Consider the following 22060-nt stretch of genomic DNA (forward strand, 5'->3'; position numbering starts at 1 on the left):
GCAGAACACCCCTCCGTCAGGCGCTGCGCGCCTGCCACCTCCCCTTACAGGGGAGGATGAGGTAGTAGAGCCAAGCTCTCTCGCCCCCTCAGGCGGGGAGGACGAGGCTGGCTTCGAGACCGCCGCCGGGGCGGTTGGCGAGTTGGAGCGCGCCGCCATGTTCGGCCATGATCGCGCGGACGAGGGCCAGGCCGAGGCCAGCGCCGCCGGTCTCGCGGTTGCGCGAGCCTTCGAGCCGGGTGAAGGGCTCCATCATCTCGCCCATCTTGTCCTCGGCAATGCCGGGGCCTTCGTCGGCAACGATGATGCGGATCATGCCGTCCTGATGCTGGACGCTGACATGGGCGCGGTCGCCATAGACGATCGCGTTTTCGATGAGGTTGCGCAGCGCGCGGCGGATCTGCTGGGCACGGACGAAGGCGACGGCGCGATCGCTGTCGATCATGTCGACCGGTGAACCCAGTTCGATGAAATCCTCGACCACTGCGTCTGCGAGCGAGGTCAGGTCAACCTTCTGCGCCGTCTCGCTGCTGCGGCCGGCGCGGGCGAGCGAGAGGATGTCGTCGAGCATCCGGTTCATTTCCTCGATCGTCTCCGACATGCGGGCGCGCTCGGCCTCGTCGTCGACGGATTCGGTGCGGACCCGCAGCGAGGCGAGCGGGGTGCGCAGATCATGGCCGATGGCGCCGAGCATCCGGTCCTTCTCGTCCAGCATCGCGATGATGCGCGCGCGCATGGCGTTGAAGGCGGTGGTGAGCTGGCGCACGTCGCCCGGCCCGCTTTCCTCGACCGGATCGGCCGAGCCCGTCTTCGCGAACTGGCGGGCGGAGCCGGTCAGTTGCTTGAGCGGGCGGGCGAAGCGGCGGCCCATCCAGAGCAGCGGAATGAGGACGATGACGTAGAGGATCAGCGTCTGGGCCACCAGCCAGCCGCCAAAGCGCGGCGGGCGGCTGCCGATGCGGGCCTCGGTCGTCAGCCATTTGCCCGGTTCATATTCGACCGCGAGGGTGAGCCGGCCGACGCGATGGTCGCGCGGCGCCTCCCCCGTGGCGCGGCTGCGTATCTGTTCCCAGCGGCGCAGCGGCATGATGCGGCTGTCCTCCGCCGCCTCGATCGTGCGGACGGTGAGGCCGATATCGTCGAACATGGCAGCCGCGCGGGCCGCGACATCGGGACGCGGCTTGCCGCTCAGCGTCGGGCGGCTGGCGAGGAAGTCGATATTGCGCCGGTCGCGATCCCGATTGGCGCGCGGATGGTCGCGATCGGGCGCGCGATCCGGCCTGGTGTCGAGCGCGTTGATGACGCGATAGACCAGTGGCGCGGTCTGGCTGGTCAGTTCGACCCGATTGCGTTCGCGCAGAAGCAGGCCGAAATTGATCGCCTGCGCCACGAACAGCGCGATCGCGACCAGGATGATGATCTGTCCGACCAGGCTTTGTGGCCAGAGGCGCAGTTGCTTCACAGTTTGCGGACCTCCGCCGACAGGGTGTAGCCGCCGCCCCAGACGGTCTTGATCAGCGTCGGGTTCTTGGCGTCGGGCTCGATCTTCTTGCGCAGGCGGCTGATCTGGTTGTCGATCGCCCGGTCGAAGGCATTGGCCTCACGCCCCTGGGTGATGTCGAGCAACTGGTCGCGGCTGAGCACCTGGTTGGGCCGGGTGGCGAAGGCGAGCATCAGATTATATTCGGCAGTCGAAAGCGGCAGCGACACGCTTTCGGCATCGACCAGGGTGCGTTCCTGCGTCTTCAAGAGCCAGCCGGCAAAGGCATAGGTGGCGCCGTCGGGCGCGGTGACGCGCTGACCGCCGGTCGCGACGCGGCGGAAGATCACCTTGATACGGGCGACCAGTTCGCGCGGCGAAAAGGGTTTGAGCACATAATCGTCCGCGCCCATTTCCAGCCCGACGATGCGGTCGGTCTCTTCCGACCGGGCAGTGAGCAGGATCACCGGAATCTCGCTGGTCTCGCGGATATGGCGGCACAGCGACAGGCCGTCCTCGCCGGGCATCATGATGTCGAGGATGACGAGATCGATGGCATTGGCGGCCAGACGCAGCCGCGCCTCCGCCGCATTCTCGACCGCGGTCACGCGGAAGCCGTTGCGGGAGAGATATTGGGCCAGCGGCTCGCGGATCGATCGCTCGTCATCGACGAGCAGGAGATGGGGACGTTCGCTCATTTTGCCTGTCTGTCATGCCGGGGGACGGGTTGGAAGGGCGAAGGCAGGGGAACCTTCGCCCTTCCCCCTTGGGACGATCGACTGGAGCGGGGCGCTAGGGGGAAAAGCCCCGCTCCGGATCGTCGGCGCTGTCAGCCGATCAGTTGGCCGGCGGGGGCGGTGCCTGGTCGGCGCCGGGGCCACGGCCCGGACCACGATCATGGCCGCGACCGGGACCACGCATCGCCTGGCGGGCGGCCTTCATTTCCTCGGCCGTGACCTTGCCATCCTTGTTGGCGTCGGCCTTGTCGAACATGGCGAGCGGGCCGGCCATGAACTCTGCCTTGGTCATGGTGCCGTCCTTGTCGGCGTCACCAAAGCCGGGACCGCGGTGCATCATGCCGCGACCGGGACCGCCATGGCCACGCCCGCCCCAGCGCTTGCCGTCGGGGCCGCCGGGCTTGCCAGCTTCAGGGCCGCGATCCGCGCGCGGCTGATGGCCGGCCTGGAACTCGGCCTTGCTGATCTGGCCATTCTTGTCGGTGTCGAGCGCGGCGAAGCGTTCGTCCAGACGCTGCTGGCGGCGGATGTCACGATCCTCCTTGGTCAGCTTGCCATCCTTGTTGGCGTCGAGCTTGGCAAAGCGGGCTTCGAGCGAGGCGGTCAGTTCCGCCTTGGTGATGGTGCCGTCCTTGTTGGCGTCAGCCATCATCATCGGGCCACCGCGCATGCCGCGCGGACCCGGACCACCATCCTGCGCGAAGGCAACATGGGTGGCCGCCAGCCCGCCGACGAACAGCGAACCGACCGCGACGGTGGTGAAGAATTTGCGGAGCATTGGGTCTTTCCTTCCAAGTTCAGTCGTGGATGGCGTGTCGACCATCCTTGACGTCGCTTATCGGCAAGACTTGTCCCGCAACTTTGTCATGTCACCCAATAGTTTGTCGCAATTTGTATCGGGAAGGAAAGAGAAAGGCCCCGGCCCGCTTATGTGCGGACCGGGGCCTTTCCCGAAACATCAGTGCCGCGCTAAATCAAAGCCCGTCGCGGCGGCCGAGCAGGCGCAGGCGGAGCGCATTCAGTTTGATGAAGCCCGCCGCGTCGCGCTGGTCATAGGCGCCGGCGTCGTCCTCGAAGGTGACGACCTTCTCGCTGTAGAGCGTGTAGGGCGACTTGCGGCCGACGACATAGACGCCGCCCTTGTAGAGCTTGAGGCGAACCGTGCCGGTCACCTTTTCCTGGCTGTGGTCGATCGCGGCCTGGAGCATCTCGCGCTCGGGCGAGAACCAGAAGCCGTTATAGATCAGCTCGGCATATTTGGGCGCCAACTCATCCTTCAGATGGGCAGCGCCACGGTCGAGCGTGATCTGTTCGATGCCGCGATGGGCGAGGTGATAGATGGTGCCGCCCGGCGTTTCATACATGCCGCGCGACTTCATGCCCACGAAGCGGTTCTCGACCAAGTCGAGACGGCCGATGCCATGCTTACGACCATATTCGTTGAGGGTTTCGAGCAGGGTCGCGGGCGACATGGCGATGCCGTTGATCGCGACGCCGTCGCCACGCTCGAAATCGACCGTGATATATTCGGGCGCGTCGGGCGCGTCTTCCGGGTTCACCGTGCGCGAATAGACGAAGTCCGGGGTTTCCTCCCACGGATCCTCCAGCACCTTGCCCTCCGAAGAGGTGTGCAGCATGTTCGCGTCGGTCGAGAAGGGGCTTTCGCCACGCTTGTCGCGCGGGATCGGGATCTGGTGCTGTTCGGCGAATTCGATCAGCTTGGTGCGGCTGGTCAGATCCCATTCGCGCCAGGGGGCGATCACCTTGATGTCGGGCTGCAGGGCGTAATAGCCCAGTTCGAAGCGGACCTGGTCATTGCCCTTGCCGGTGGCGCCATGGCTGACGGCGTCGGCGCCGAGCATCTTGGCGATCTCGATCTGGCGCTTGGCGATCAGCGGACGGGCGATCGAGGTGCCGAGCAGATAGAGGCCTTCATAGAGCGCATTGCCGCGCATCATCGGGAAGACATAGTCCTTCACGAATTCCTCGCGCAGGTCGTCGATGAAGATATGCTCTTCCTTGACGCCCATCAGGCGGGCCTTGGCACGGGCGGGTTCCAGTTCCTCGCCCTGGCCGAGATCGGCGGTGAAGGTGACGACTTCGCACTGATAGGTCTGCTGCAGCCATTTCAGGATCACGCTGGTGTCGAGGCCGCCCGAAAAGGCGAGGACGATACGATTGATCTTGTCGGACATGGTGGGCGACTCTTCTGCAGGCCAATATTGGCGTGGGATATAAACCGCGCGCCGGTAACAGGCGGGAGGGGCAAGCGCAACAGCGCGGGGGCGCCTGTTGGAAGCTGCGGGCCTTAACTTCCCATATTTCCCGCAGATTTTGACATAATCTTGCTGGACGCTGATCCTATCGGAAAGCGCGATGCTCTCCCCTGCCCCTGCTTCTATCAGGCAAAGCGGATTGTAGGACAGACAAGACAAAGGGGACGATGGCGAGCCACCGTCCCCTTCATTGTCAGCTCAGGGCGCCGATCAGCTGGTGCGCGGCTTGAACAGGCCCGGACGGGCGCGGTCGCTGCCGAAGCGATAGACGGTCTGGCTGCGATCAGTCGCCGCGGCGCTGGCCGGGGTTGCGACCGGCGCGGCGCGGGCGACCGGATCGGCCGTGCGGAGCGCCTGTCGCTGGGCGAGCAGGAAATGGGCGCGGCGACGGCGGTTGCGCTGGGTCAGGAAGGGATTGTCGCGGCTGGGGGCAGCAGCGACCATCGCTTCGACATCGCTGGCGGGAGCCGTGGCGGCGGCCAGCGGGGTGCGTGCGGCAATCGGAGCAGCAGGGGCCAGCGGCATCGGTGCCGAAGCCGGGCCACTTTCGATCGGCGCGATCGCTTCACGTTCGGCTTCGACACGCTGGCGGCGGCGACGGACGATGGCGGTGGCGCCAAGGCCGACCAGCAGCAGCGAACCGCCACCCAATGCCAGCAGCAGCGCCGGATCGATCAGGGCCGAGGGCTGTTCGGCGGGCGCGGCAGCCGGGGCCGGTTCGGCAACCGGGGTGACGGCAGCCGGTTCCGGAGCCGGCGTTGCGGCCGGGGCTACGGGTGCTGGCGCTTCGGCCCGTTCAGCCGCGACCGGGGTCGGAGCAGGCGCCGGGGCGGGTTCGGAAGCACGTTCAGGCTGGCGAGTTTCCGCGCGACGCGGCGCCGGGGCGGCCGGGGCAGCGCGGCTTTCCTGCGCGGCGGGCGCTTCAGGCTGCGGCTCCGGGGTCGGCGGCGTCTGTTGCACGACCGGCTGGCTGGGCGCGAAGACCGGCGCCGCCGGGGTTGCAGACGGTGTGGCAGGCGCTGCGGGTGCGGACTCTGCCGCCGGCACCGCGGGGGCGATGTCGACCGGCGCGGTCGGCGCCGTTGCGGGCGCGGCCGGCGGGGGCGTCATCACCTCCTGCGCGAACAGGGGCGTTGCGGACAATGTCAGGACAGCGGCGATCGCGGCCGAGGCGGGACGGATGGATCGAATATTCTTGGTCATAGCGATAGATCAACCGCCGACCATCTCCACTGGCCTCAAACATATCGTCAAATGCGGGACGATCTGTTTTTCAATATCGATGAATTGAAAAACACCACCTCAACATGAACAGATGTTCATTCCAAACATGAACAACAGATTTATATAATGACTTCACAGCATCAGACATCGTCGCCGGACTCTTCCTTGCGTTCAAGACGCGCACCATCCAGCAGAGCCGTCATTCGACGTTCTTCTTGCTGGTCGGCAAGTTTCTGTGCCTTGGTCCGGCCGAACTTGGCGCGGTTGCTGTCTGCTGCCTGCGCCTTGTCGGCCCGATCCCTGGCCTTGCGCGCCAGACGAAAATTAATGACGTTGCTCATCTTCCACCCTTGGCCCTATGGGGAATAGTGCCACAAAGATCCGGGGCAGCACCAGTCGCCTTCGGCCCGGCCATACAGGAAAATCATGCCCAGCATCCACGACGTCGCCGCCCTCGCCAAAGTCTCGATCAAGACGGTGTCCCGCGTTGTCAACAAGGCGCCGAACGTCAGCGACGAACTGCGCGAGCGGGTGAACGCGGCGATCGATCAGCTGGGCTATCGCCCGAACCAGTCGGCGCGACGGCTGGCCGGTGGCCGGTCCTTCATGATCGCCTATCTCTACAGCAACCCTGCCCCCGCCTATACCGGCGGCATCCAGTCGGGCGCAGCGGCGCGCTGCCGCGACCTTGGCTATCATCTGGTGGTGGAGCCGATTTCCGACGGTGGCGAGGAGCGGATCGAAGTGCTGGACCGGCTGGTCGCGGCGCTGCGCCCGGACGGCGTGTTCCTGGTGCCGCCGCTGTCCGACGATGCGCTGCTGCTCGACCGGCTGGCGGAAATGAACCTGCCCTGCGCGCGGATCGCCGGCACGGCGGACGCATCGAAGGGTGGCATCAACATGCCGACCCCCGAACATGCCGCCGGACGGATGGTGGCCGATCATCTGGCGTCATTGGGCCATAAGCGGATCGCGGTGATCACCCCGCCCCCGACCCACAAGGCGGCGCTGCAGCGCGTCGAGGGGTTTCGCGAGGGGATGGCGGCGGCCGGCCTGCCGATCGACGACAGCCTGTTCATGCAGGGCAGTTTCGATTTCGCGTCCGGCATCGCCTGCGCAGAGGCGCTGTTGCAGCGGGACGACCGGCCGACCGCGATCTTCGCCACCAACGACCCGATGGCGCTGGGCGTGCTGACGCTGGCGCATGACCTGGGCCTGCGCGTGCCCGAGGACCTGTCGGTGGCCGGGTTCGACGATACGCCCGCGAGCCGCACCAGCTGGCCGCCGCTGACCACCGTGCGCCAGCCGCTGGACCATATGGGCCGCGCCGCGATCGACGCGCTGATCAACGGTCCGGGCGAACCGCCGCGCTTCACCTTCTCGCTGGTCGCGCGCGGCAGCACGGGAGCGGCGACACCGTAAAACGAAGGCAAGGCCCGGCATTGCCAGCGAAAAATCCGTCCGCCCCGACGCAGGGAACCGAAAGCGGCGCGGGCCGTCATGCTCATTCGCGCCACTATCGTTCATGCGCGCCCTGCCCCGTCGACCTGCCTGGAGCATCATCATGGCAAAATCATTCGGACCCGCGGCCATCGCCATGACGGCGATGCTGGCCCCTCTCATCGCCGCGCAGCCGACAAAGGCGGCGGCCGCGCCGCCCGAGATCGTCGACTTCCTGGTCCAGGATGTGTGCCTGAACAATAGCGGCGACATCATCGTCGGCATGATCCCCACCGATGCGCGCTGCAAGAACCGGCGCGACCTGACGTCGGCGGACCGGATGCCCTATCACCTGACCAAGGTGGTGCCCCAGAACGCTGTGGACTGCGGCGCCCGGCGGACGATCCGCGACAATATCCTGTGGCAATATCGGGGCGATGCCCCGACGATTATCCTTCGAAAGTCCTGACGCTGTGGACCAGGGGCGATTTCACTTACAGTTCGGGCAAGCGACTGAACACCATATTGCCCCCCTATTCGCAGGTCGATCCATCCGGCTTGACGCGCGGCAGATGGAGCGGACCTACTGGACCCGCGAGTTTGGCCAGGTGCGCTGGGAAGAGTGGAAGCGGGACGATTATACCCGGTCGCGCGACGGCAAGTCGGCATCGGAAATGGCGGAAAGCTTCTTCGACGACATAGCCGGGCGCGGGCTTCCGCATCCTGGCGAGGAATTTCGCGGTGTCCCCGGTCAGCCGGTCGATATGCCGGCGATCCACGCCCGGCGCGGGAACGATCTGCACCGGCGGCCCCATCAGGGCCGGCAGCGGCGCAGGAAAATGATGGGACGAGGGTTCGCCCTTCATGTCCCAGCCGCCATTGGTCGCGGCATCGAGCGCCGCCTCCAGCGCGGCTTTGCGCCCATCGTCACCGCGATTGAGGCTGATCGAGCGGCGCAGAAACAGGGCGTATCGCTGATCGGCCGCGGCATTGGCGCGCGCCAGCAGCATGTCGGCCGCGATCTCGCCATGACCGCTTCGCTGCAACTGTCCGACCAGCGGAAAGAAAAGGGCATGGTCATCCGGCAAGGCCCCGATTTCCGTTCCCACGGCCGCGACCAGCCCCTTGTCGTTCAGCGCGCAGGCGGCCGTCAGCTTCATGCGCAACAGAGCAGTGTTGAGTTCTGCCGGCTCGACCGACGCCGCAAGCGCGTAGGCATCATGCCAGCGCAAATCCAGGCAGAGCGCGCGGCAGGTTGCGATGATCCGGCCAATTGCCGCCGCATTGTCCACCCTATCCATCGACCGGTCTTGCCCCTGTAATCAGATCGAACCCCAGCACCCATTGGCACTTCGTCCTGCACAGCCGCATATTGCCGCTGGCGACGCTTCGGACAATCCCCGTATTCACGCGGCAAGTCACAAGATCGCAGCGTCATCCAATTGAAATGCCTTGGTCATCAAACTGACCGCAGCGCCCGCTAAGCGGCCGGTCGCATGAGCGAGCATCCTTCTGAACAGGCGCTGCGGGCGCCGCGGCGGCTATGGACCGGCTGGGCCGGGCTGCTGGCGCAGGTCGAGCGGATGACGCGGCGTTCCGACAGCGAGGATCTGTTGCACGATGCCTATGTCCGCATGGCGGCCCGGCCCGAACGGCCCGATAATGAGGAAGCCTTTCTGGTCCGCGCGGCGGTCAACCGGGCGAAGGACAGTTATCGGCGGGAAAAGGTGCGCGGGCCGGCGGGCGGCGAGGATGCGCTGGCCTTGTTGCGCGACGGCGCGCCGTTGCAGGACGAGGCGCTGATGGCGCAGGCGCGGCTGCGGCGCGTGTCGGAAGGGATCGACCAGTTGCCGCCACGCACCCGCGAGGTGTTCCTGCTGCAGCGGATCGACAATCTCAAATATCGCGAGATTGCCGAACGGCTGGACATCAGCCAGAGCGCGGTCGAGAAGCATATGGCCAGGGCGATGAGTTTCCTTGGCGAATGGACGAAGGATTGGTGAGCCCCGACATGCCCGGTGAGCGCCCCATGGCCCGGACCGCCGCCGAGTGGATTGCAAGGCTGAATGCGGACGAACGGACGGTGGACGACGAGCAGGCCTTTCGCGCCTGGATCGCCGCCGATCCCGCGCATGCGGCTGATTTCGAGCGGGCGACCGATATCTGGGCGCTGGTGCCCGGCACCGATGCGGCGGCGCGCCCTGCGCCGGCATCCGCACGCCCCCTTTCGCGCCGGCGGATGATGGCGGCCTGCGCCGGCACTTTGGTGGTGGGCGGCGGTGGCATGGCGATCATGCAGACGGCGATGGCGGGCACCCGCTATCGCACCGGGATTGGCGAGCAGCGCCGGCTGACCCTGCCGGAAGGATCGGCGCTGTTCCTGGATACCGATACCGATGTCCGGGTGCTGGCGAGCGCCAGCCGGCGGCGGCTGTGGCTGGAACGGGGGCGCGTCGCGCTGACGGTGAAGCCGTCCGCCGTGCCCTTTGCGATCGATGCCGGCCGGGGGCGTTTCGTCGCCGGCAGCGGCCGGTTCGATGTGCGGCGCGACAGCGATGACCGGCTGGCGATGACGGCGCTGGCCGGACAGGCCGATGTCGCGGTCGCCGGCGGGCAGCGCAGCCTGTCTGCCGGGCAGCGCATCCGCACCGATGCCGCCGATGTCGTGCAGCTTGATCGGCCCTATGTCGAAACCACCCAGGCCTGGCTGAGCGGCCGCGCAGCCTTTCATGACGACCGGCTGGATGCGGTGGCGGCGGAGGCCAATCGCTACAGCCTCACACGGCTGGTGATCGCCGATCCCGCCACCGCCGCGTTGCGGGTCAGCGGCATGTACCGGATGGGCGACAATGTCGCGCTGGGTCAGGCGCTGTCGCAATTGCTGTCCGTGCCCGTCCGCCAGGTGGACGACCGGGTGCTGCTGGGCGGCTGAAAAAAATCGCCGACGCCGGGGTGGGGTAAAATCCCGCTGGCGCGTCGGGGAGGCGCGGCGCCTTCTGCCGCTGTCCACGGGGGATGATCGTGACCGTTTCTTCTTCGCGCACTTTGCGCCGCTCTCTGGTGCTGGGCGCCGCTCTTGCCGCCTTCTGCGCGGTTCCGGCCCAGGCGCAGCCGCGCCAGGCGACCGTCCAGATCGCCGCGCAGCCGCTGGGGACCGCGCTGGAGGCGCTGGCCCGCCAGACCGGCACCGACATCTTGTTCGCGCCGCAACTGGTGGCGGGGATGAGCGGCCCGTCGCTGAGCGGCCGGATGGATGCGATGGCGGCGGTCGAGCGGCTGATTCAGGGCAAGCCGCTGGCGGTGCGGCGGCAGGGCAATGGCGCGCTGCTGATCGTGGCGGCGGTGGCCGGGCCGCAGGAGACGGTGGCCAGCAGCGGCGTCGAAGTCGCGCCCGACATCATCGTCACCGGCTATGCCGCGAGCCTGTCCGGCGCGCTGGCCGAAAAGCGTAAGGCAACCAATGTCGTCGACGTGGTGAAGGCCGAGGATATCGGCAAATTCCCCGCCCAGAACATCGCCGAAGCGCTGCAGCGGGTGCCCGGCGTGTCGATCGTGCGTGATCGCGGCGAAGGCGTGTTCGTCCGCATCCGCGGCCTGGGCGCCAATTTCCAGGTTGTTACGCTCAATGGCCGGTCGGCCGCGGTGAACGAGAATGTGCGCGACAGCGGCCAGAGCGGGCGCCAGTTCCGCTTCGACACGCTGCCGTCCGAACTCATGTCGGCGGTCGAAGTCATCAAGAGCCCGCGCGCGGACCTGGCCGAAGGCGGCATCGGCGGCATCGTCAACCTGCAGACCTTCCGCCCGATCGACCTCAAGAAGCCGGTGCTGGCGCTGTCCGCCACCGCCAGTTCGCCGCGCCTGGCCGACACGGTCGATCCGCGCCTGTCGGGCATGGCCAGCTGGGTCAATGAGGAGGGCACGTTCGGCGCGCTGATCGCGGCGGTCTATGACGAGCGCACCACGCGGCAGGACCGTGTCACCGGCGTCGGCTGGGCCGACGGGCGGATCGATACGGATGGCGACGGCACGCTGGACAGCGACACCATATTGGTGCCGACCAGCACGCGCCCGACGCTGGAGCGCGAGAATCGCGACCGCATCGGCCTCAATGGCGCGATCCAGTGGAAGCCCGACGACCGGTTCGAGCTGAATGTCGATGGCCTGTGGAGCCGGCTCAACATCGATTATGACGAGCTGACCTATTCGACCGATTTTTCCGCGACCACGCCGGGCGCGATCGTGCCGGGCACGGCAGTGATCGAAAATGGCGTGCTGACTGCCGCGACCGTCACTACATCGACCCAGATCGGGCGCGAGACGTCGCGGCTGGAATATGAGAATTGGCTGATCGGCGCGAACGCCAAATGGTCCGCCAATGGCTGGACGCTGGCTGCCGACGCGAGCCTGGGCCGGGCCTATTCCAACACGCCCACGCCCATCTATCGCACCCGCCTGCTCGGCAGCGTCGGCCAGGTCGCGTTCGATTATGGCAAGGTGGGCGAGCGGTTGCCGAACCTGGAGTTCCTGACCGCCGACCTGACGGAATCGACCACCTTGCCCGGTCGCCGGATCGAATATCGCGTCAATGACTCGCTCGATCGCCAGCGGGCTGCGACCTTCGACGTGACGCGCGAGCTGAGCGGCGTGGTGCAGGCGCTGCGCTTCGGCGCCAAATATGAAAAGCGCGACCGCACCTATAATCGCCGCGACATCAACTTCACCAGCGGCATCGCCGGCCAGCGCTTCGACGACAGCTATTTCGAGGCCTTCCCGGTCGATGATTTCCTGAGCGGCGTGGGCGGCAACCTGCCGACGAACTGGGTCATGCCCGATCCCGACCGTTTCTGGGACGCGGCGACCGGCAAGGAGGCGCTGCTCGACGCGCCGCTGACCCGTGGCGACCGGCGCAACAGCTATGCCATCGATGAACGGATCATCGGCGGCTATGGCATGGCGGAGTTCAGCCTGCCGCTGGGCGGCATGACCATCCGCGGCGACGCGGGCCTGCGCTACGCCCATACCCGGCAGACATCGTCGGGCTATGCCGACAATGGCAGCGCGGCGCTGCCGGTCAGCTATGAGCGCAATTACGGGAATTTTCTTCCCTCGCTCAATCTGGTCGCGGAGTTCACGTCGAACCTGCAGATGCATCTGGCCGCGTCCAAGGTCATCACCCGGCCGTCGCTGGCCGACCTGGCGCCGCGCCTGACGATCAATTCCAACCCGACCGTGCTGACGGCGGTGGGCGGCAATCCCGAACTGCGGCCGTTCGAGGCCTGGCAATATGACGGCACGGTCGAATGGTATTTCGCGCCGGGCAGCGCGCTGATCGGTGGTGCCTTCTACAAGGACATCACGACCTTCGTCTTCCAGCAGACCCGTAATTTCGACCTGGATGGCCAGATCTATCGCCTGACCGCGCCGCAAAATGGCGGCAATGCCTATGTCGCGGGGATCGAGATCGCTTATCAGCAACTGTTCAAGATGCTGCCGGCGCCGTTCGATGGCCTGGGCTTCCAGGCCAATTACACCCATACCAAGAGCAAGGGCACCTATGCCCTGTCCGACGGCACGACCTTCCGCGATGACCTGACCGATGTGGCCGGCGACAGCTTCAACCTGACCGCCTTCTATGAAAAGGGGCCGGTCGGCGCGCGGGCCAGCTATAGCTGGCGCGGCAAGGTGCTGCGCGACGTCGGCGGCGCGGGGCTGGCCGCCAATAACGACGCGGCGTTCGGCAGCCTGGACTTCGACATTTCCTACAAGGTCACGCCCAATGTCACATTCGTCGTGCAGGGCATCAACGTGGCCGGCGGCGTCCAGTGGCAATATGTCCGGGACGATCGCTTCGCGGGCTACACCGATTATGGCACCACGCTGATGGCCGGCGTGCGGGCCCGTTTCTGAACGGAAGGACGGCAATGACGATGCGATCGATCGGGATCATGCTGGCGGCGGGCGCAATGCTCGCCGCCGCTCCGGCGCAGGCCCGCAATGATGACGGCGCCACGCCGCAGCGCGCCCGCAACATCATCCTGTTCCTGGGCGATGCCGGCGGCGTGCCGACGCTGAACGCTGCGGGCATCATGGCGCATGACCGGCCGCAGTCGCTGTTCATCCAGTCCATGCCTCATGTCGGCCTGTCCGACACGTCGGCACTCGACAATTGGGTGACGGATTCGGCGGCGGGCATGAGCGCGATCATGACCGGGCACAAGACCAACAGCGGCATGATCTCCGCGCTGCCGGCGGCCGATGGGGCGATCACCCCGGTCAAGAGCTTCCTGGAATATGCCGAGCAGCGCGGCCTTTCCTCCGGCGTCGTCACCAATATGCCGATCTGGGACGCGACCCCGGCGGCCTGCTTCGCCCATGTCGCCACGCGCAAGGACAAGGACCAGATTTTCCGCCAGATGCTGGCGCCCCGCTTCGGCAATGGCGTCGACATATTGATCGGCAAGGGGCAAGCCGATGCGGTCGCGTCCTTCGCCAAGGATGGCACCACCCCGCAAGCGGCCTTCGCCAGGGCGGGCTATCGGTTCGGGGACGATCCGGCACTGGTGAAGGATAGCGGCCGGGCGGCGGTGCTGCGCGATGCGGATTATGCGCCGATCCCGGCGGTCGAGGCGACGATCGGCCAGCTTGCGCGCAATCCCAAGGGCTATTTCCTGATGGTCGAATGGGACATGCACACCGACAAGCCGGAAAATGGCCTGAAGCATGTGATCGAGATGGACGAGATGATTCGCCGGGTGAGCGCGATCGCGGGCAAGGATACGCTGATCCTGTTCACCGCCGACCATAGTTTCGGCCTGCGCATGACCAGCGGCAAGCGCAACGCGCCGATGGCCCAGCAATATGCCGCCGCCGCCGCCAAGCCGGGGGCAACGGTTGCCAGCAATGCGATCATCGGCGTCGAGGACAGTCACACCGGCGAGGAAGTGATCGCCGCCGCCGCCGGGCCGGGCGCCGATCAGGTCCATGGCTTCTTCGCCAACACCCGCCTGTTCGACGTGATGCTGAACGCGATGGGCTGGACGAAGGAGGATTGAAGGCCGCAGCGGCACCCGCCCCGATCCTGCGGATCAAGCTGCGGTGCCGCTGATATGTCGGGGATGACGGGCTGGAGCGGGTAGCGGGGATCGAACCCGCATCACAAGCTTGGAAGGCTAGTGCTCTACCATTGAGCTATACCCGCCCGTCAGGTGACGCGCCCTGCCATCATTCACCGGGGCTCGTCAACAGCCCATTGATGGTAAATGCGTGAGAACGCCTCTTAACCCGGCCTCGTCTTTGTTCTATCGCTCGGCCATGACCAACCCGTCCCTGCGCCAACTCGACATTTTCGCGCAGATGGTGGCCGCGGGCAGCCTGACGCGCTGCGCCCAGACGCTGGGCGTTTCATCCGCCGTGATCGAGCGCGACATGGCGTCGCTGGAAATGCGGCTGGGCTATCGCCTGTTCGACGATATTCGCGGCGCGGCGCGGCTGACCCCGGCGGGCCGGCGCACGGCGCAGGCGATGACCCTGCTGGCACAGGACGATCCCGAGGATTGGGCAGAGGAAGCCGCGCCCGCCCCCACCCCGCAACCTGATCCATCGCCGGCCCCGCCGCCTGCACTGCCGGAATTGCTGCTGGATGCGGATGCGCAATTGCCGTCGCTGCCGGCCGCGCCGCCGCCCGCCAATCGCGCCATCATCCTGGCGACGCCGGCGCCGGTGTTCGGCCATTTCCAGGATGCACTGACCGCATTCGAGGCGGCCAATGACGATATCGCCATCACCCTGGACCTGAGCGTCCAGTCGGCGGTCGAGGCGGCGCGAGCGATCGAATCGCTGCGCGCCGACATCGCCTATTTCTATGCGCTGGAGGAACCGGCCGGCCTGCCGTCGCGCTATGGTTGGTCGGAACAGGTCAATCTCTATGCCGGGGCGGACCATCCGTTGGCGCGCGCAGGCAGCGTGTCGCGCGGCGACCTGACCATCACGCCGCAACTGGCGGTCGATCCGCGCAACGGGTTGCGCCCGATCATCGATGCGGCGCTGGCGCGCGGCGGCGCCCGGCTAGGCCCCGTGATGCTGGAAACCGACAATATGTTCGACATCATCACCGCGCTGCGTGAAGGCGCGGGCTGTTTTGCGGCCTTTGGCCCGATGGCGCGCGACCTGGGGCGGATGAGCGGCATTCGCCGGCTGCCGCTGGACGTGCCATTGCCCGCGATCGAGGTGCGCCAGACCGTCAACGAACGATCGCTGTCGCGCCCCGGCGTGCAGGCGCTGGCAGATTTCCTCTTCCTCTGAGCAGCAAATGATGGCGGAATTGCGCGGCTGATCCGTCTTGGCGGCGGGTAATATGCTGCGCGCCATGCCGTGCAAAAATGCAACAGTTGGTGGTGAATGCGGCAGAAACGGCCTTCATTTCGCCGATCGTATATTGATATGATGTATCATGACCGATACGCGGAGGCCGACCCACATATTCTGCAAGGATAAAAAGCCTGATGCTTCGTTCCCCGTCGCTGCGCGCCGGCTGTGCCCTCACGGCCCTTTGCCTGGCCTGGCCCGCCGCCGCCCAGACCGCAGCCCCCGCCGAAACCCAGGCCGATGGCAGCTATCATGACCCGCGCAGCGACATCGTCGTCACCGCCCTGATCCCCCGCAGCCAGGGCGACATATTGTCCGGCACCTCGATCGTCACCGGCGAGGAACTGACCCGCAGCCTGCGTCCGACCATCGGCGAGACGCTGGCGCGCCAGCCCGGCGTGTCGGCCACCTCCTTTGGCCCCAACGCATCGCGCCCGATCCTGCGCGGCTTCCAGGGCGAGCGCGTGCGCATCCTGACCGACGGCATTGGCAGCTTCGACGTGTCCAACACCTCGGTCGACCATGCGGTCGCGATCAACCCGCTGACCGCCGACCGGATCGAGGTGCTGCGCGGCCCGTCCGCCCTGCTCTATGGATCGTCGGCGATCGGCGGCGTGGTCAATGTGATCGACAGCCGCATCCCGCGCCGCGTGCCGGACGAGGCGATCCATGTCGACGCGATCGGCACCTATGGCAGCGCCGCCAACGAACGCAGCGGTTCGGGCGAGATCGAGGTGCCGCTGACCGAGAATTTCGTCGTCCATGTCGATGGCAGCTACAGCAAGACCGACAATCTGCGCACCGGCGGCTATATCCTGTCCAAGGCAATGCGCGAGATCGCCGCCGCCTCCGACGAGGAGGAAATCCAGGACAATGCGCGGCTGAAGGGCAAGCTGGCCAATACCGCGGCGGAAGTGTGGGAAGTGGCCGGCGGCTTTGCCTATATCGGCGATGGCGGCAATCTGGGCATGTCGATCTCGCACAGCGAGAACACCTATGGCGTGCCGTCGCGCCTGGAAGTGGCCGAGGAACATGACCATGATCACGATCATGACCACGATCATGAGGAAGAGGGCCACAGCCACGAGAATGTGACGCTGGCGATGAAGCAGACCCGCGCCGACCTGCGCGGCGAGGTCGCGGTCAATGGCGGCTTCCTAGACAGCATCCGCCTGCGCGCGGGCTGGGCCGATTACCAGCATCAGGAAATCGAACCGTCGGGCGAGGTCGGCACCACCTTCAAGAACCAGTCGATGGAAAGCCGGCTGGAATTCGTCCAGGCCGACCGCAATGGCTGGCAGGGCGCATCGGGCGCGCAATTCTTCACCCGCCGTTTCCAGGCCGATGGCGAAGAGAAATTCCTGCCCAAGAACCAGACCGACCAGTTCGGCCTGTTCACGCTGCAGTCGCTGGACCTGGGCGACACCCGCCTGGAAGCGGGCGCGCGCTATGAACATACCAGGCTGCAGTCGGACCCGGATGCCGACCTGTTTGCCGAGGCCAGCCAGCGCAGCTTCAACGCCCTGTCCGGATCGCTGGGCATCAGCCAGACGATCATGCCGGGCTGGCGCGTGGGCCTGAACCTGTCGCGCAGCGAGCGCGCGCCGTCGGCCGAGGAGCTGTTCGCGCGCGGCAATCATGCCGGCACCCAGGCGTTCGAGCTGGGCAATCCCGATTTCGGCAAGGAAAAGAGCTGGGGCGTGGAAGGCACGCTGCGCGGATCGGGCAATGGCTACAGCTTCAGCCTGGCCGCCTATCATAACTGGTTCAGCGGCTTCATCTATGAAAGCGTGGTCGACGACAGCGTCTGCCAGGCGGCCAATGGCGGGGCCGAGATGGAATTCCCCTGCTATGCCTATGCCCAGGCCGATGCGCGCTATTATGGTTTTGAGGCCGAAGCGTCGGTGAAGCTGGCGCAGGTCGGCAGCTATGCGATCAACATCGACGGTGTCGCCGACTATGTCCGCGCCACGATCAAGGGCAATGGCCCGGCGCCGCGCATTCCCCCGCTCCGCCTGCTGGGCGGGATCGAGGCGCAGGGCGCACGACTGAGCGCCCGCGCCGAGCTGGAACATGTGTTCGAGCAGGATCGGGTGACCGATTTCGAAACGCCGACCGATGGCTTCACCATGGTCAACGCATCGATCTCGTTCAAGCCGCTGGCCGGCAATGACCGCACCACGCTGATGCTGTCGGCCAACAATATCTTCGACGTGGAAGCGCGGCGCCATGCCAGCTTCCTGAAGGATTTCGCCCCGCTCGCCGGGCGGGACATTCGCCTGACGGCGCGCATCTCGATCTGATCCGCCTCCCGGCCTCGCCCAGCGGGGCGCCGGTCGCTCCCTTCGCCTGCCCCTCTGGGCGAAGGGAGCGATTGCAAAAAATGACATTTTCGTTACATAGCGCCGATGGAACGCGCTGCGGCAGAGCATGAGGATTCGGGCAGGCCGCCCGTAAGCCGCCGATAATGCGCCAGATTGCCGCTCTCCCCTATACCAGCGACCCGATCGACGGGTCGATGCAGATCCTGCTGATCACGTCGCGTGACACTGGGCGCTGGGTGATTCCCAAGGGCAATCGCATCAAGGGGCTGGCCGGCCATCGCGCGGCGGAAGTCGAGGCGTTCGAGGAAGCGGGCATCCATGGCATCGCCTGTCCCGCGCCGATCGGCCGATACAGCTATGACAAGCGCAAGCGCAGCGGCAAGTCGCGCGAGGCGAATGTCGAGGTTTTTCCGCTTGCCGTGACCGGCCATCTGACGCAATGGCCCGAAAAAGGGCAGCGCGAGCTGCGCTGGTTTTCCGTTGCCGAAGCCGCAAAGGCCGTCGACGAACCCGAACTGCAATCGATCATCGCGGCTTTCCGCGAACCGCCCGCCGATCCGGGCTGGTTCCTCCGGTTGCTGCTGTCGATCCGCGAGAAGCAAAGTGAAAGGACTGGAATGCTGCGCTGGTTTCACGCGCTGATGCCCAAGCAGGGGCGTTTCTTCGAGCAATTCGAAGACCATGCCGCGACCCTGGTCGCCGGCGCCGACGCCCTGGCCAAGCTGCTCAAGGGCGGCCCGGACATGGACGCGCATATCAAGGAGATTTCGGACCGCGAGCATGAGGCGGACGACATCATCCGCGAAGTGCTGCAGGACGTCCGCCGCATCTTCGTCACCCCGTTCGACCGCAGTGCCATCACCGGCCTGATCGGCGTGATGGACGACGCGATCGACCAGATGAACCAGACCGCCAAGGCGATCGCGCTCTATGAGGTCAAGGATTTCGCGCCGCAGATGCAGGACATGAGCGCGCTGATCGTCGAATGCGCGCGGATCACGGCGGAGGCGATGCCGCTGCTGCGCTCGCTCAACATCAATTCGGCGCGGCTGCACGAGCTGACCGAACGGCTGGTCAAGCTGGAAGGCCATGCCGACATATTGCATGAGGCGGGCCTCAAGGCCCTCTACAGCCAAGCCCGCGCCGGCAATCCGATGGATTTCATCGTCGGCAACGAAATCTACAGCCATCTGGAAAAGGTGACGGACCGGTTCGAGGACGTCGCCAACGAGATTTCCGGCCTGGTCATCGACCACGCCTGACAGGCCTGACCGGATATGGAAGCCCATCTCGCCTTCCCGCTGCTGATCGCACTGATCGGCGTTGCGCTGCTGTTCGACTTCCTGAACGGCCTGCACGACGCCGCCAACTCGATCGCGACCATCGTGTCGACGCGGGTGCTGAAACCCCAATATGCGGTCGCCTGGGCCGCATTCTTCAACTTCATCGCCTTCCTCTTCTTTGGCCTGCATGTCGCCGAGACGGTGGGCAAGGGCATCGTCAGCGCCGACATCATCGACGCCTCGGTGATCTTCGGCGCACTGATGGGGGCGATCGCCTGGAACCTCATCACTTGGGGTCTAGGCATTCCGTCCTCCTCCAGCCATGCGCTGGTCGGCGGCCTGCTGGGCGCGGGCACGGCCAAGTCCGGCCTGTCGGCGATCGTGTGGAGCGGCGTGTTCAAGACCAGCGCGGCGATCGTGATCTCGCCCGCCGTCGGCCTGTTCCTGGCGCTGATGCTGGTGCTGGCGATCAGCTGGATCTTCCGCAAGTTCACGCCGCAGGGCGCGGACCGGGTGTTCCGCAAGCTGCAGCTGGTGTCCGCCTCGCTCTATTCGCTGGGCCATGGCGGCAATGATGCGCAGAAGACGATGGGCATCATCGCGGTGCTGCTCTATTCGCAGGGGCTGCTGACCGGCGGCTTCCATGTGCCGATGTGGGTGGTGCTGAGCTGCCAGGCGGCGATGGGCCTGGGCACGTTGCTGGGCGGCTGGAAGATCGTCCACACCATGGGATCGAAGATCACCCGCCTGACCCCGGCGCAGGGCTTCTGCGCGGAAACGGGCGGCGCGATCACCCTGTTCATGGCCACCCATCTGGGCGTGCCGGTATCGACGACCCACACCATCACCGGCGCCATCGTCGGCGTGGGCGCGTCGCGCCGGCTGTCGGCGGTGCGATGGAACGTCGCGTCGAGCATCATCGTCGCTTGGGTCGTGACCCTGCCGGCGGCGGCCGCGATCGGCGCGCTGTTCTACGGGCTGACGCGATTGTTCTGAGTCTTTTGCCCGCTCACGCGGGATGCGGCACCGGCCTTCGAGCGAGGCACGTGACTCACTCGAACCCCACCCGACCTCCCACAGTATATCCTGGATGGGAGGCCGGGTGGGGGTGCGGGCCGGTGCCGTTTGCTTCAGCTAGGCTGAAGCCAGATCACGCCACGCGGCCGAGGCGGTGGTACAGATTGGCATATTTGACCGATTCCGGCTGGTCCTGCACTTCCTTGAGATAATGGGCGATGGCGGTGCGGATCAGGCCGAAATCCTCCTGGCTGAAGACCGCGCGCGAACGGGCGGGCTGGGGCGCTTCCATCGTATCGGTCGTCATCTTCCTGTCCTTCCTGCCTTGTGGCTGTGCTGGTTGATGACAGCGATATTGACAGGTCGAGGGCAAAGCGGAAGGGCGATGAGTGGCCGCAAGTCACGCCGCGACTTGTTCATATTGTCAAATCGTGACAATATGACCTTATGGCAGATGTGACCGACCGGAAGCTCTATCTCGGCCCCAAGCTGCGCGTGCTGCGCCGCGAACTGGGACTGAACCAGACGCGCATGGCCGAGGAACTGGGCGTGTCGCCCAGCTATCTCAACCATCTGGAGCGCAACCAGCGGCCGCTGACGGCGCAGATGCTGCTGCGGCTGGCCAACACCTATGACATCGACATTCGCGACTTCACCGCCAGCAGCCAGGACGGCGCAGCGAGCGACCTGGCCGAGATATTGTCCGATGCGCTGGTGCGCGACATCGGCATCGCGCGCGACGAAGTGCTGGAAGTCGCGGAAAATTATCCCGGCGTCAGCGAGGCGATCGGCCGCTTCTACCGCGCGCTGGCCGACCTGCGCCGCCTGCCCGAGCAGATGCAGGCGAGCGGGCGCGGCGCTGCCCCTGCCCCGCTGGTCGCGCCGGTCGACTGGTGGCGCGAGACGGTAGCCAAGGCCGGCAATCATTTCGCCGAAATCGACGCCGCGGCCGAAGGGATCGCCGCGGAGCTGGAGGAAGATCCGGCGCTGTTGCAGGCCGGGCTGCGCGCGCGGCTGAAGGAACGGCACGGCATGGCGGTGCAGATGGTGCGCGCCGATGTGCTGGCCGGAACGGTGCGCCATTATGATATGCACCGGCGGCGGTTGATGCTGAGCGAGCGACTGCCGGCATCGGGGCGACTGTTCGCCATGGCCTATCAGCTCTGCGCGCAGGAGATGGCCGACCTGATCGCGGCACAGGTGACGCGCACCGCGCCGCCGGACGAGGACAGCCGGCGGCTCGCCGTCATTGCGCTGACCAACTATGCCGCCGCGGCGCTCATCATGCCCTATGACCGGTTTCGCCAGGCGGCGGAGGCGAGCCGGCATGACCTTCCCCTGCTGCGCGCGCGCTTCGGCGTGTCGACCGAGCAGCTGGCGCACCGGCTGACCAGCCTCCACCGCACCGGCGCGCGCGGCATCCCCTTCTTCATGGTGCGGATCGACCGGGCCGGGATCGTATCCAAGCGCTTCGATGGCGAGGCCTATCCCTTTGCCCGCTATGGCGGCACCTGCCCGCGCTGGGACGTGCATGCGGCCGACGCGCCCGACATCGTGCTGCCGCAACTGATCGAGACGCTGGACGAGCGGCGCTTCGTCACGCTGGCGATCGCCCTGCCCCGCGGCGATGGCGCGCGCGGGCGGCAGGCGATTGCGCTCGGCTGCGAGGCGAAACATGCCGGGCGGATCATCCATGCCGATGGCATCGATACCGAGCGCGACGACGCGGTGACGGTGGGGCCGACCTGTCATCTGTGCGAGCGGCGCGACTGCCCGGACCGGGCGTTGCCGCCGGTGACGCGCGCGCTGGACCTGCACAGCTATGAGCGGACCGCCAGCCCCTTCCCGTTCCGGCGGGTATGATGGGCGCTCCGCCCCGCCCCCGTCACTGAGAGGGGCCCCGACCGTCGCCGGG

The 22060-nt window shown here is 66.3% G+C and carries 19 protein-coding genes and 1 tRNA gene; 11 read left to right on the forward strand and 9 right to left on the reverse strand.

Annotated features, from left to right (window positions below; genetic code table 11):
- Positions 1-88 precede the first annotated feature (88 nt).
- The 6 genes from ACUCV3_RS06230 to ACUCV3_RS06255 form a co-directional block, all read right to left on the reverse strand.
- Positions 89-1462: a sensor histidine kinase gene (locus tag ACUCV3_RS06230; protein WP_279729685.1), complete on the reverse strand. Its 1374-nt coding sequence runs from the start codon at positions 1460-1462 to the stop codon at positions 89-91.
- Positions 1459-2178, reverse strand: a complete 720-nt coding sequence (locus tag ACUCV3_RS06235) for a response regulator (protein ID WP_482240427.1) — start codon at positions 2176-2178, stop codon at positions 1459-1461. Before ACUCV3_RS06235 ends, ACUCV3_RS06230 begins: the two co-directional genes overlap by 4 nt.
- A 139-nt stretch (positions 2179-2317) precedes the next feature.
- Positions 2318-2995 carry an EF-hand domain-containing protein gene (locus tag ACUCV3_RS06240; protein WP_279729684.1) on the reverse strand — a complete coding sequence of 226 codons (678 nt, stop codon included), beginning with the start codon at positions 2993-2995 and terminating at the stop codon, positions 2318-2320.
- A gap of 196 nt (positions 2996-3191) precedes the next feature.
- Entirely contained in the window at positions 3192-4412 is a 1221-nt protein-coding gene (locus ACUCV3_RS06245) for an argininosuccinate synthase (RefSeq protein WP_017500430.1), read from the reverse strand.
- Between the two features lie 291 nt (positions 4413-4703).
- Positions 4704-5696 carry a hypothetical protein gene (locus ACUCV3_RS06250; protein WP_482240428.1) on the reverse strand — a complete coding sequence of 331 codons (993 nt, stop codon included), beginning with the start codon at positions 5694-5696 and terminating at the stop codon, positions 4704-4706.
- Positions 5697-5857: 161 nt separating this feature from the next.
- Positions 5858-6058: a DUF4169 family protein gene (locus tag ACUCV3_RS06255; RefSeq protein ID WP_125986404.1), complete on the reverse strand. Its 201-nt coding sequence runs from the start codon at positions 6056-6058 to the stop codon at positions 5858-5860.
- An 85-nt stretch (positions 6059-6143) separates the two neighbouring features.
- On the opposite strand from ACUCV3_RS06255, the gene ACUCV3_RS06260 reads away from it, so the two are divergent.
- Together ACUCV3_RS06260 and ACUCV3_RS06265 are read left to right on the forward strand one after the other, a co-directional pair.
- Positions 6144-7139, forward strand: a complete 996-nt coding sequence (locus ACUCV3_RS06260; RefSeq protein ID WP_037507655.1) for a LacI family DNA-binding transcriptional regulator — start codon at positions 6144-6146, stop codon at positions 7137-7139.
- 142 nt (positions 7140-7281) lie between these two features.
- Positions 7282-7626 (forward strand): hypothetical protein, encoded by a 345-nt coding sequence (locus ACUCV3_RS06265; protein ID WP_279729680.1) that lies wholly within the window; start codon positions 7282-7284, stop codon positions 7624-7626.
- Between the two features lie 64 nt (positions 7627-7690).
- Here ACUCV3_RS06265 and ACUCV3_RS06270 read toward each other — a convergent pair whose 3' ends face one another.
- Complete coding sequence (locus ACUCV3_RS06270; protein WP_279729679.1) at positions 7691-8458, reverse strand: hypothetical protein; 768 nt, start codon at positions 8456-8458, stop codon at positions 7691-7693.
- Positions 8459-8653: 195 nt separating this feature from the next.
- On the opposite strand from ACUCV3_RS06270, the gene ACUCV3_RS06275 reads away from it, so the two are divergent.
- From ACUCV3_RS06275 to ACUCV3_RS06290, 4 genes are all read left to right on the forward strand, one after another.
- On the forward strand, positions 8654-9160 hold the full coding sequence (locus ACUCV3_RS06275; RefSeq protein ID WP_069336701.1) for an RNA polymerase sigma factor: 507 nt from the start codon (positions 8654-8656) through the stop codon (positions 9158-9160).
- Positions 9161-9186: 26 nt separating this feature from the next.
- Positions 9187-10089, forward strand: coding sequence for a FecR family protein (locus ACUCV3_RS06280; RefSeq protein WP_279776170.1), 903 nt, complete (start codon positions 9187-9189; stop codon positions 10087-10089).
- 83 nt (positions 10090-10172) lie between these two features.
- On the forward strand, positions 10173-13064 hold the full coding sequence (locus ACUCV3_RS06285) for a TonB-dependent receptor (RefSeq protein WP_482240429.1): 2892 nt from the start codon (positions 10173-10175) through the stop codon (positions 13062-13064).
- 14 nt (positions 13065-13078) lie between these two features.
- Positions 13079-14209, forward strand: coding sequence for an alkaline phosphatase (locus ACUCV3_RS06290; RefSeq protein WP_482240430.1), 1131 nt, complete (start codon positions 13079-13081; stop codon positions 14207-14209).
- Between the two features lie 72 nt (positions 14210-14281).
- Here ACUCV3_RS06290 and ACUCV3_RS06295 read toward each other — a convergent pair.
- Positions 14282-14355, reverse strand: a tRNA-Gly gene (locus ACUCV3_RS06295).
- Between the two features lie 113 nt (positions 14356-14468).
- On the opposite strand from ACUCV3_RS06295, the gene ACUCV3_RS06300 reads away from it, so the two are divergent.
- From ACUCV3_RS06300 to ACUCV3_RS06315, 4 genes are all read left to right on the forward strand, one after another.
- Positions 14469-15458: a LysR family transcriptional regulator gene (locus ACUCV3_RS06300; protein WP_279729673.1), complete on the forward strand. Its 990-nt coding sequence runs from the start codon at positions 14469-14471 to the stop codon at positions 15456-15458.
- Positions 15459-15658: 200 nt separating this feature from the next.
- A complete protein-coding gene (locus ACUCV3_RS06305; RefSeq protein ID WP_482240431.1) occupies positions 15659-17824 on the forward strand; it encodes a TonB-dependent receptor in 2166 nt (721 codons plus the stop codon).
- 164 nt (positions 17825-17988) lie between these two features.
- The gene (locus tag ACUCV3_RS06310; RefSeq protein ID WP_010338330.1) at positions 17989-19107 is read left to right on the forward strand and encodes a DUF47 family protein; all 1119 of its coding nucleotides are present in this window, start codon (positions 17989-17991) and stop codon (positions 19105-19107) included.
- 15 nt (positions 19108-19122) lie between these two features.
- The gene (locus ACUCV3_RS06315) at positions 19123-20124 is read left to right on the forward strand and encodes an inorganic phosphate transporter (RefSeq protein ID WP_004208257.1); all 1002 of its coding nucleotides are present in this window, start codon (positions 19123-19125) and stop codon (positions 20122-20124) included.
- A gap of 154 nt (positions 20125-20278) precedes the next feature.
- Here the strand turns inward: ACUCV3_RS06315 and ACUCV3_RS06320 are convergent, their stop codons facing one another.
- Positions 20279-20452, reverse strand: coding sequence for a hypothetical protein (locus tag ACUCV3_RS06320; protein ID WP_004208258.1), 174 nt, complete (start codon positions 20450-20452; stop codon positions 20279-20281).
- 140 nt (positions 20453-20592) lie between these two features.
- On the opposite strand from ACUCV3_RS06320, the gene ACUCV3_RS06325 reads away from it, so the two are divergent.
- The gene (locus tag ACUCV3_RS06325; protein ID WP_279729668.1) at positions 20593-22008 is read left to right on the forward strand and encodes a helix-turn-helix domain-containing protein; all 1416 of its coding nucleotides are present in this window, start codon (positions 20593-20595) and stop codon (positions 22006-22008) included.
- Positions 22009-22060 lie beyond the last annotated feature (52 nt).

The organism is Sphingobium sp. VMM (assembly GCF_056790315.1).

Coding starts and splice junctions, on each gene's coding strand:
- ACUCV3_RS06235 (WP_482240427.1), bottom strand. CDS start 2,178: ATGAGCGAACGTCCCCATCTCCTGCTCGTCGATGACGAGCGATCGATC.
- ACUCV3_RS06240 (WP_279729684.1), bottom strand. CDS start 2,995: ATGCTCCGCAAATTCTTCACCACCGTCGCGGTCGGTTCGCTGTTCGTC.
- ACUCV3_RS06245 (WP_017500430.1), bottom strand. CDS start 4,412: ATGTCCGACAAGATCAATCGTATCGTCCTCGCCTTTTCGGGCGGCCTC.
- ACUCV3_RS06250 (WP_482240428.1), bottom strand. CDS start 5,696: ATGACCAAGAATATTCGATCCATCCGTCCCGCCTCGGCCGCGATCGCC.
- ACUCV3_RS06255 (WP_125986404.1), bottom strand. CDS start 6,058: ATGAGCAACGTCATTAATTTTCGTCTGGCGCGCAAGGCCAGGGATCGG.
- ACUCV3_RS06260 (WP_037507655.1), top strand. CDS start 6,144: ATGCCCAGCATCCACGACGTCGCCGCCCTCGCCAAAGTCTCGATCAAG.
- ACUCV3_RS06265 (WP_279729680.1), top strand. CDS start 7,282: ATGGCAAAATCATTCGGACCCGCGGCCATCGCCATGACGGCGATGCTG.
- ACUCV3_RS06270 (WP_279729679.1), bottom strand. CDS start 8,458: ATGGATAGGGTGGACAATGCGGCGGCAATTGGCCGGATCATCGCAACC.
- ACUCV3_RS06275 (WP_069336701.1), top strand. CDS start 8,654: ATGAGCGAGCATCCTTCTGAACAGGCGCTGCGGGCGCCGCGGCGGCTA.
- ACUCV3_RS06280 (WP_279776170.1), top strand. CDS start 9,187: ATGGCCCGGACCGCCGCCGAGTGGATTGCAAGGCTGAATGCGGACGAA.
- ACUCV3_RS06285 (WP_482240429.1), top strand. CDS start 10,173: ATGATCGTGACCGTTTCTTCTTCGCGCACTTTGCGCCGCTCTCTGGTG.
- ACUCV3_RS06290 (WP_482240430.1), top strand. CDS start 13,079: ATGACGATGCGATCGATCGGGATCATGCTGGCGGCGGGCGCAATGCTC.
- ACUCV3_RS06300 (WP_279729673.1), top strand. CDS start 14,469: ATGACCAACCCGTCCCTGCGCCAACTCGACATTTTCGCGCAGATGGTG.
- ACUCV3_RS06305 (WP_482240431.1), top strand. CDS start 15,659: ATGCTTCGTTCCCCGTCGCTGCGCGCCGGCTGTGCCCTCACGGCCCTT.
- ACUCV3_RS06310 (WP_010338330.1), top strand. CDS start 17,989: ATGCGCCAGATTGCCGCTCTCCCCTATACCAGCGACCCGATCGACGGG.
- ACUCV3_RS06315 (WP_004208257.1), top strand. CDS start 19,123: ATGGAAGCCCATCTCGCCTTCCCGCTGCTGATCGCACTGATCGGCGTT.
- ACUCV3_RS06320 (WP_004208258.1), bottom strand. CDS start 20,452: ATGACGACCGATACGATGGAAGCGCCCCAGCCCGCCCGTTCGCGCGCG.
- ACUCV3_RS06325 (WP_279729668.1), top strand. CDS start 20,593: ATGGCAGATGTGACCGACCGGAAGCTCTATCTCGGCCCCAAGCTGCGC.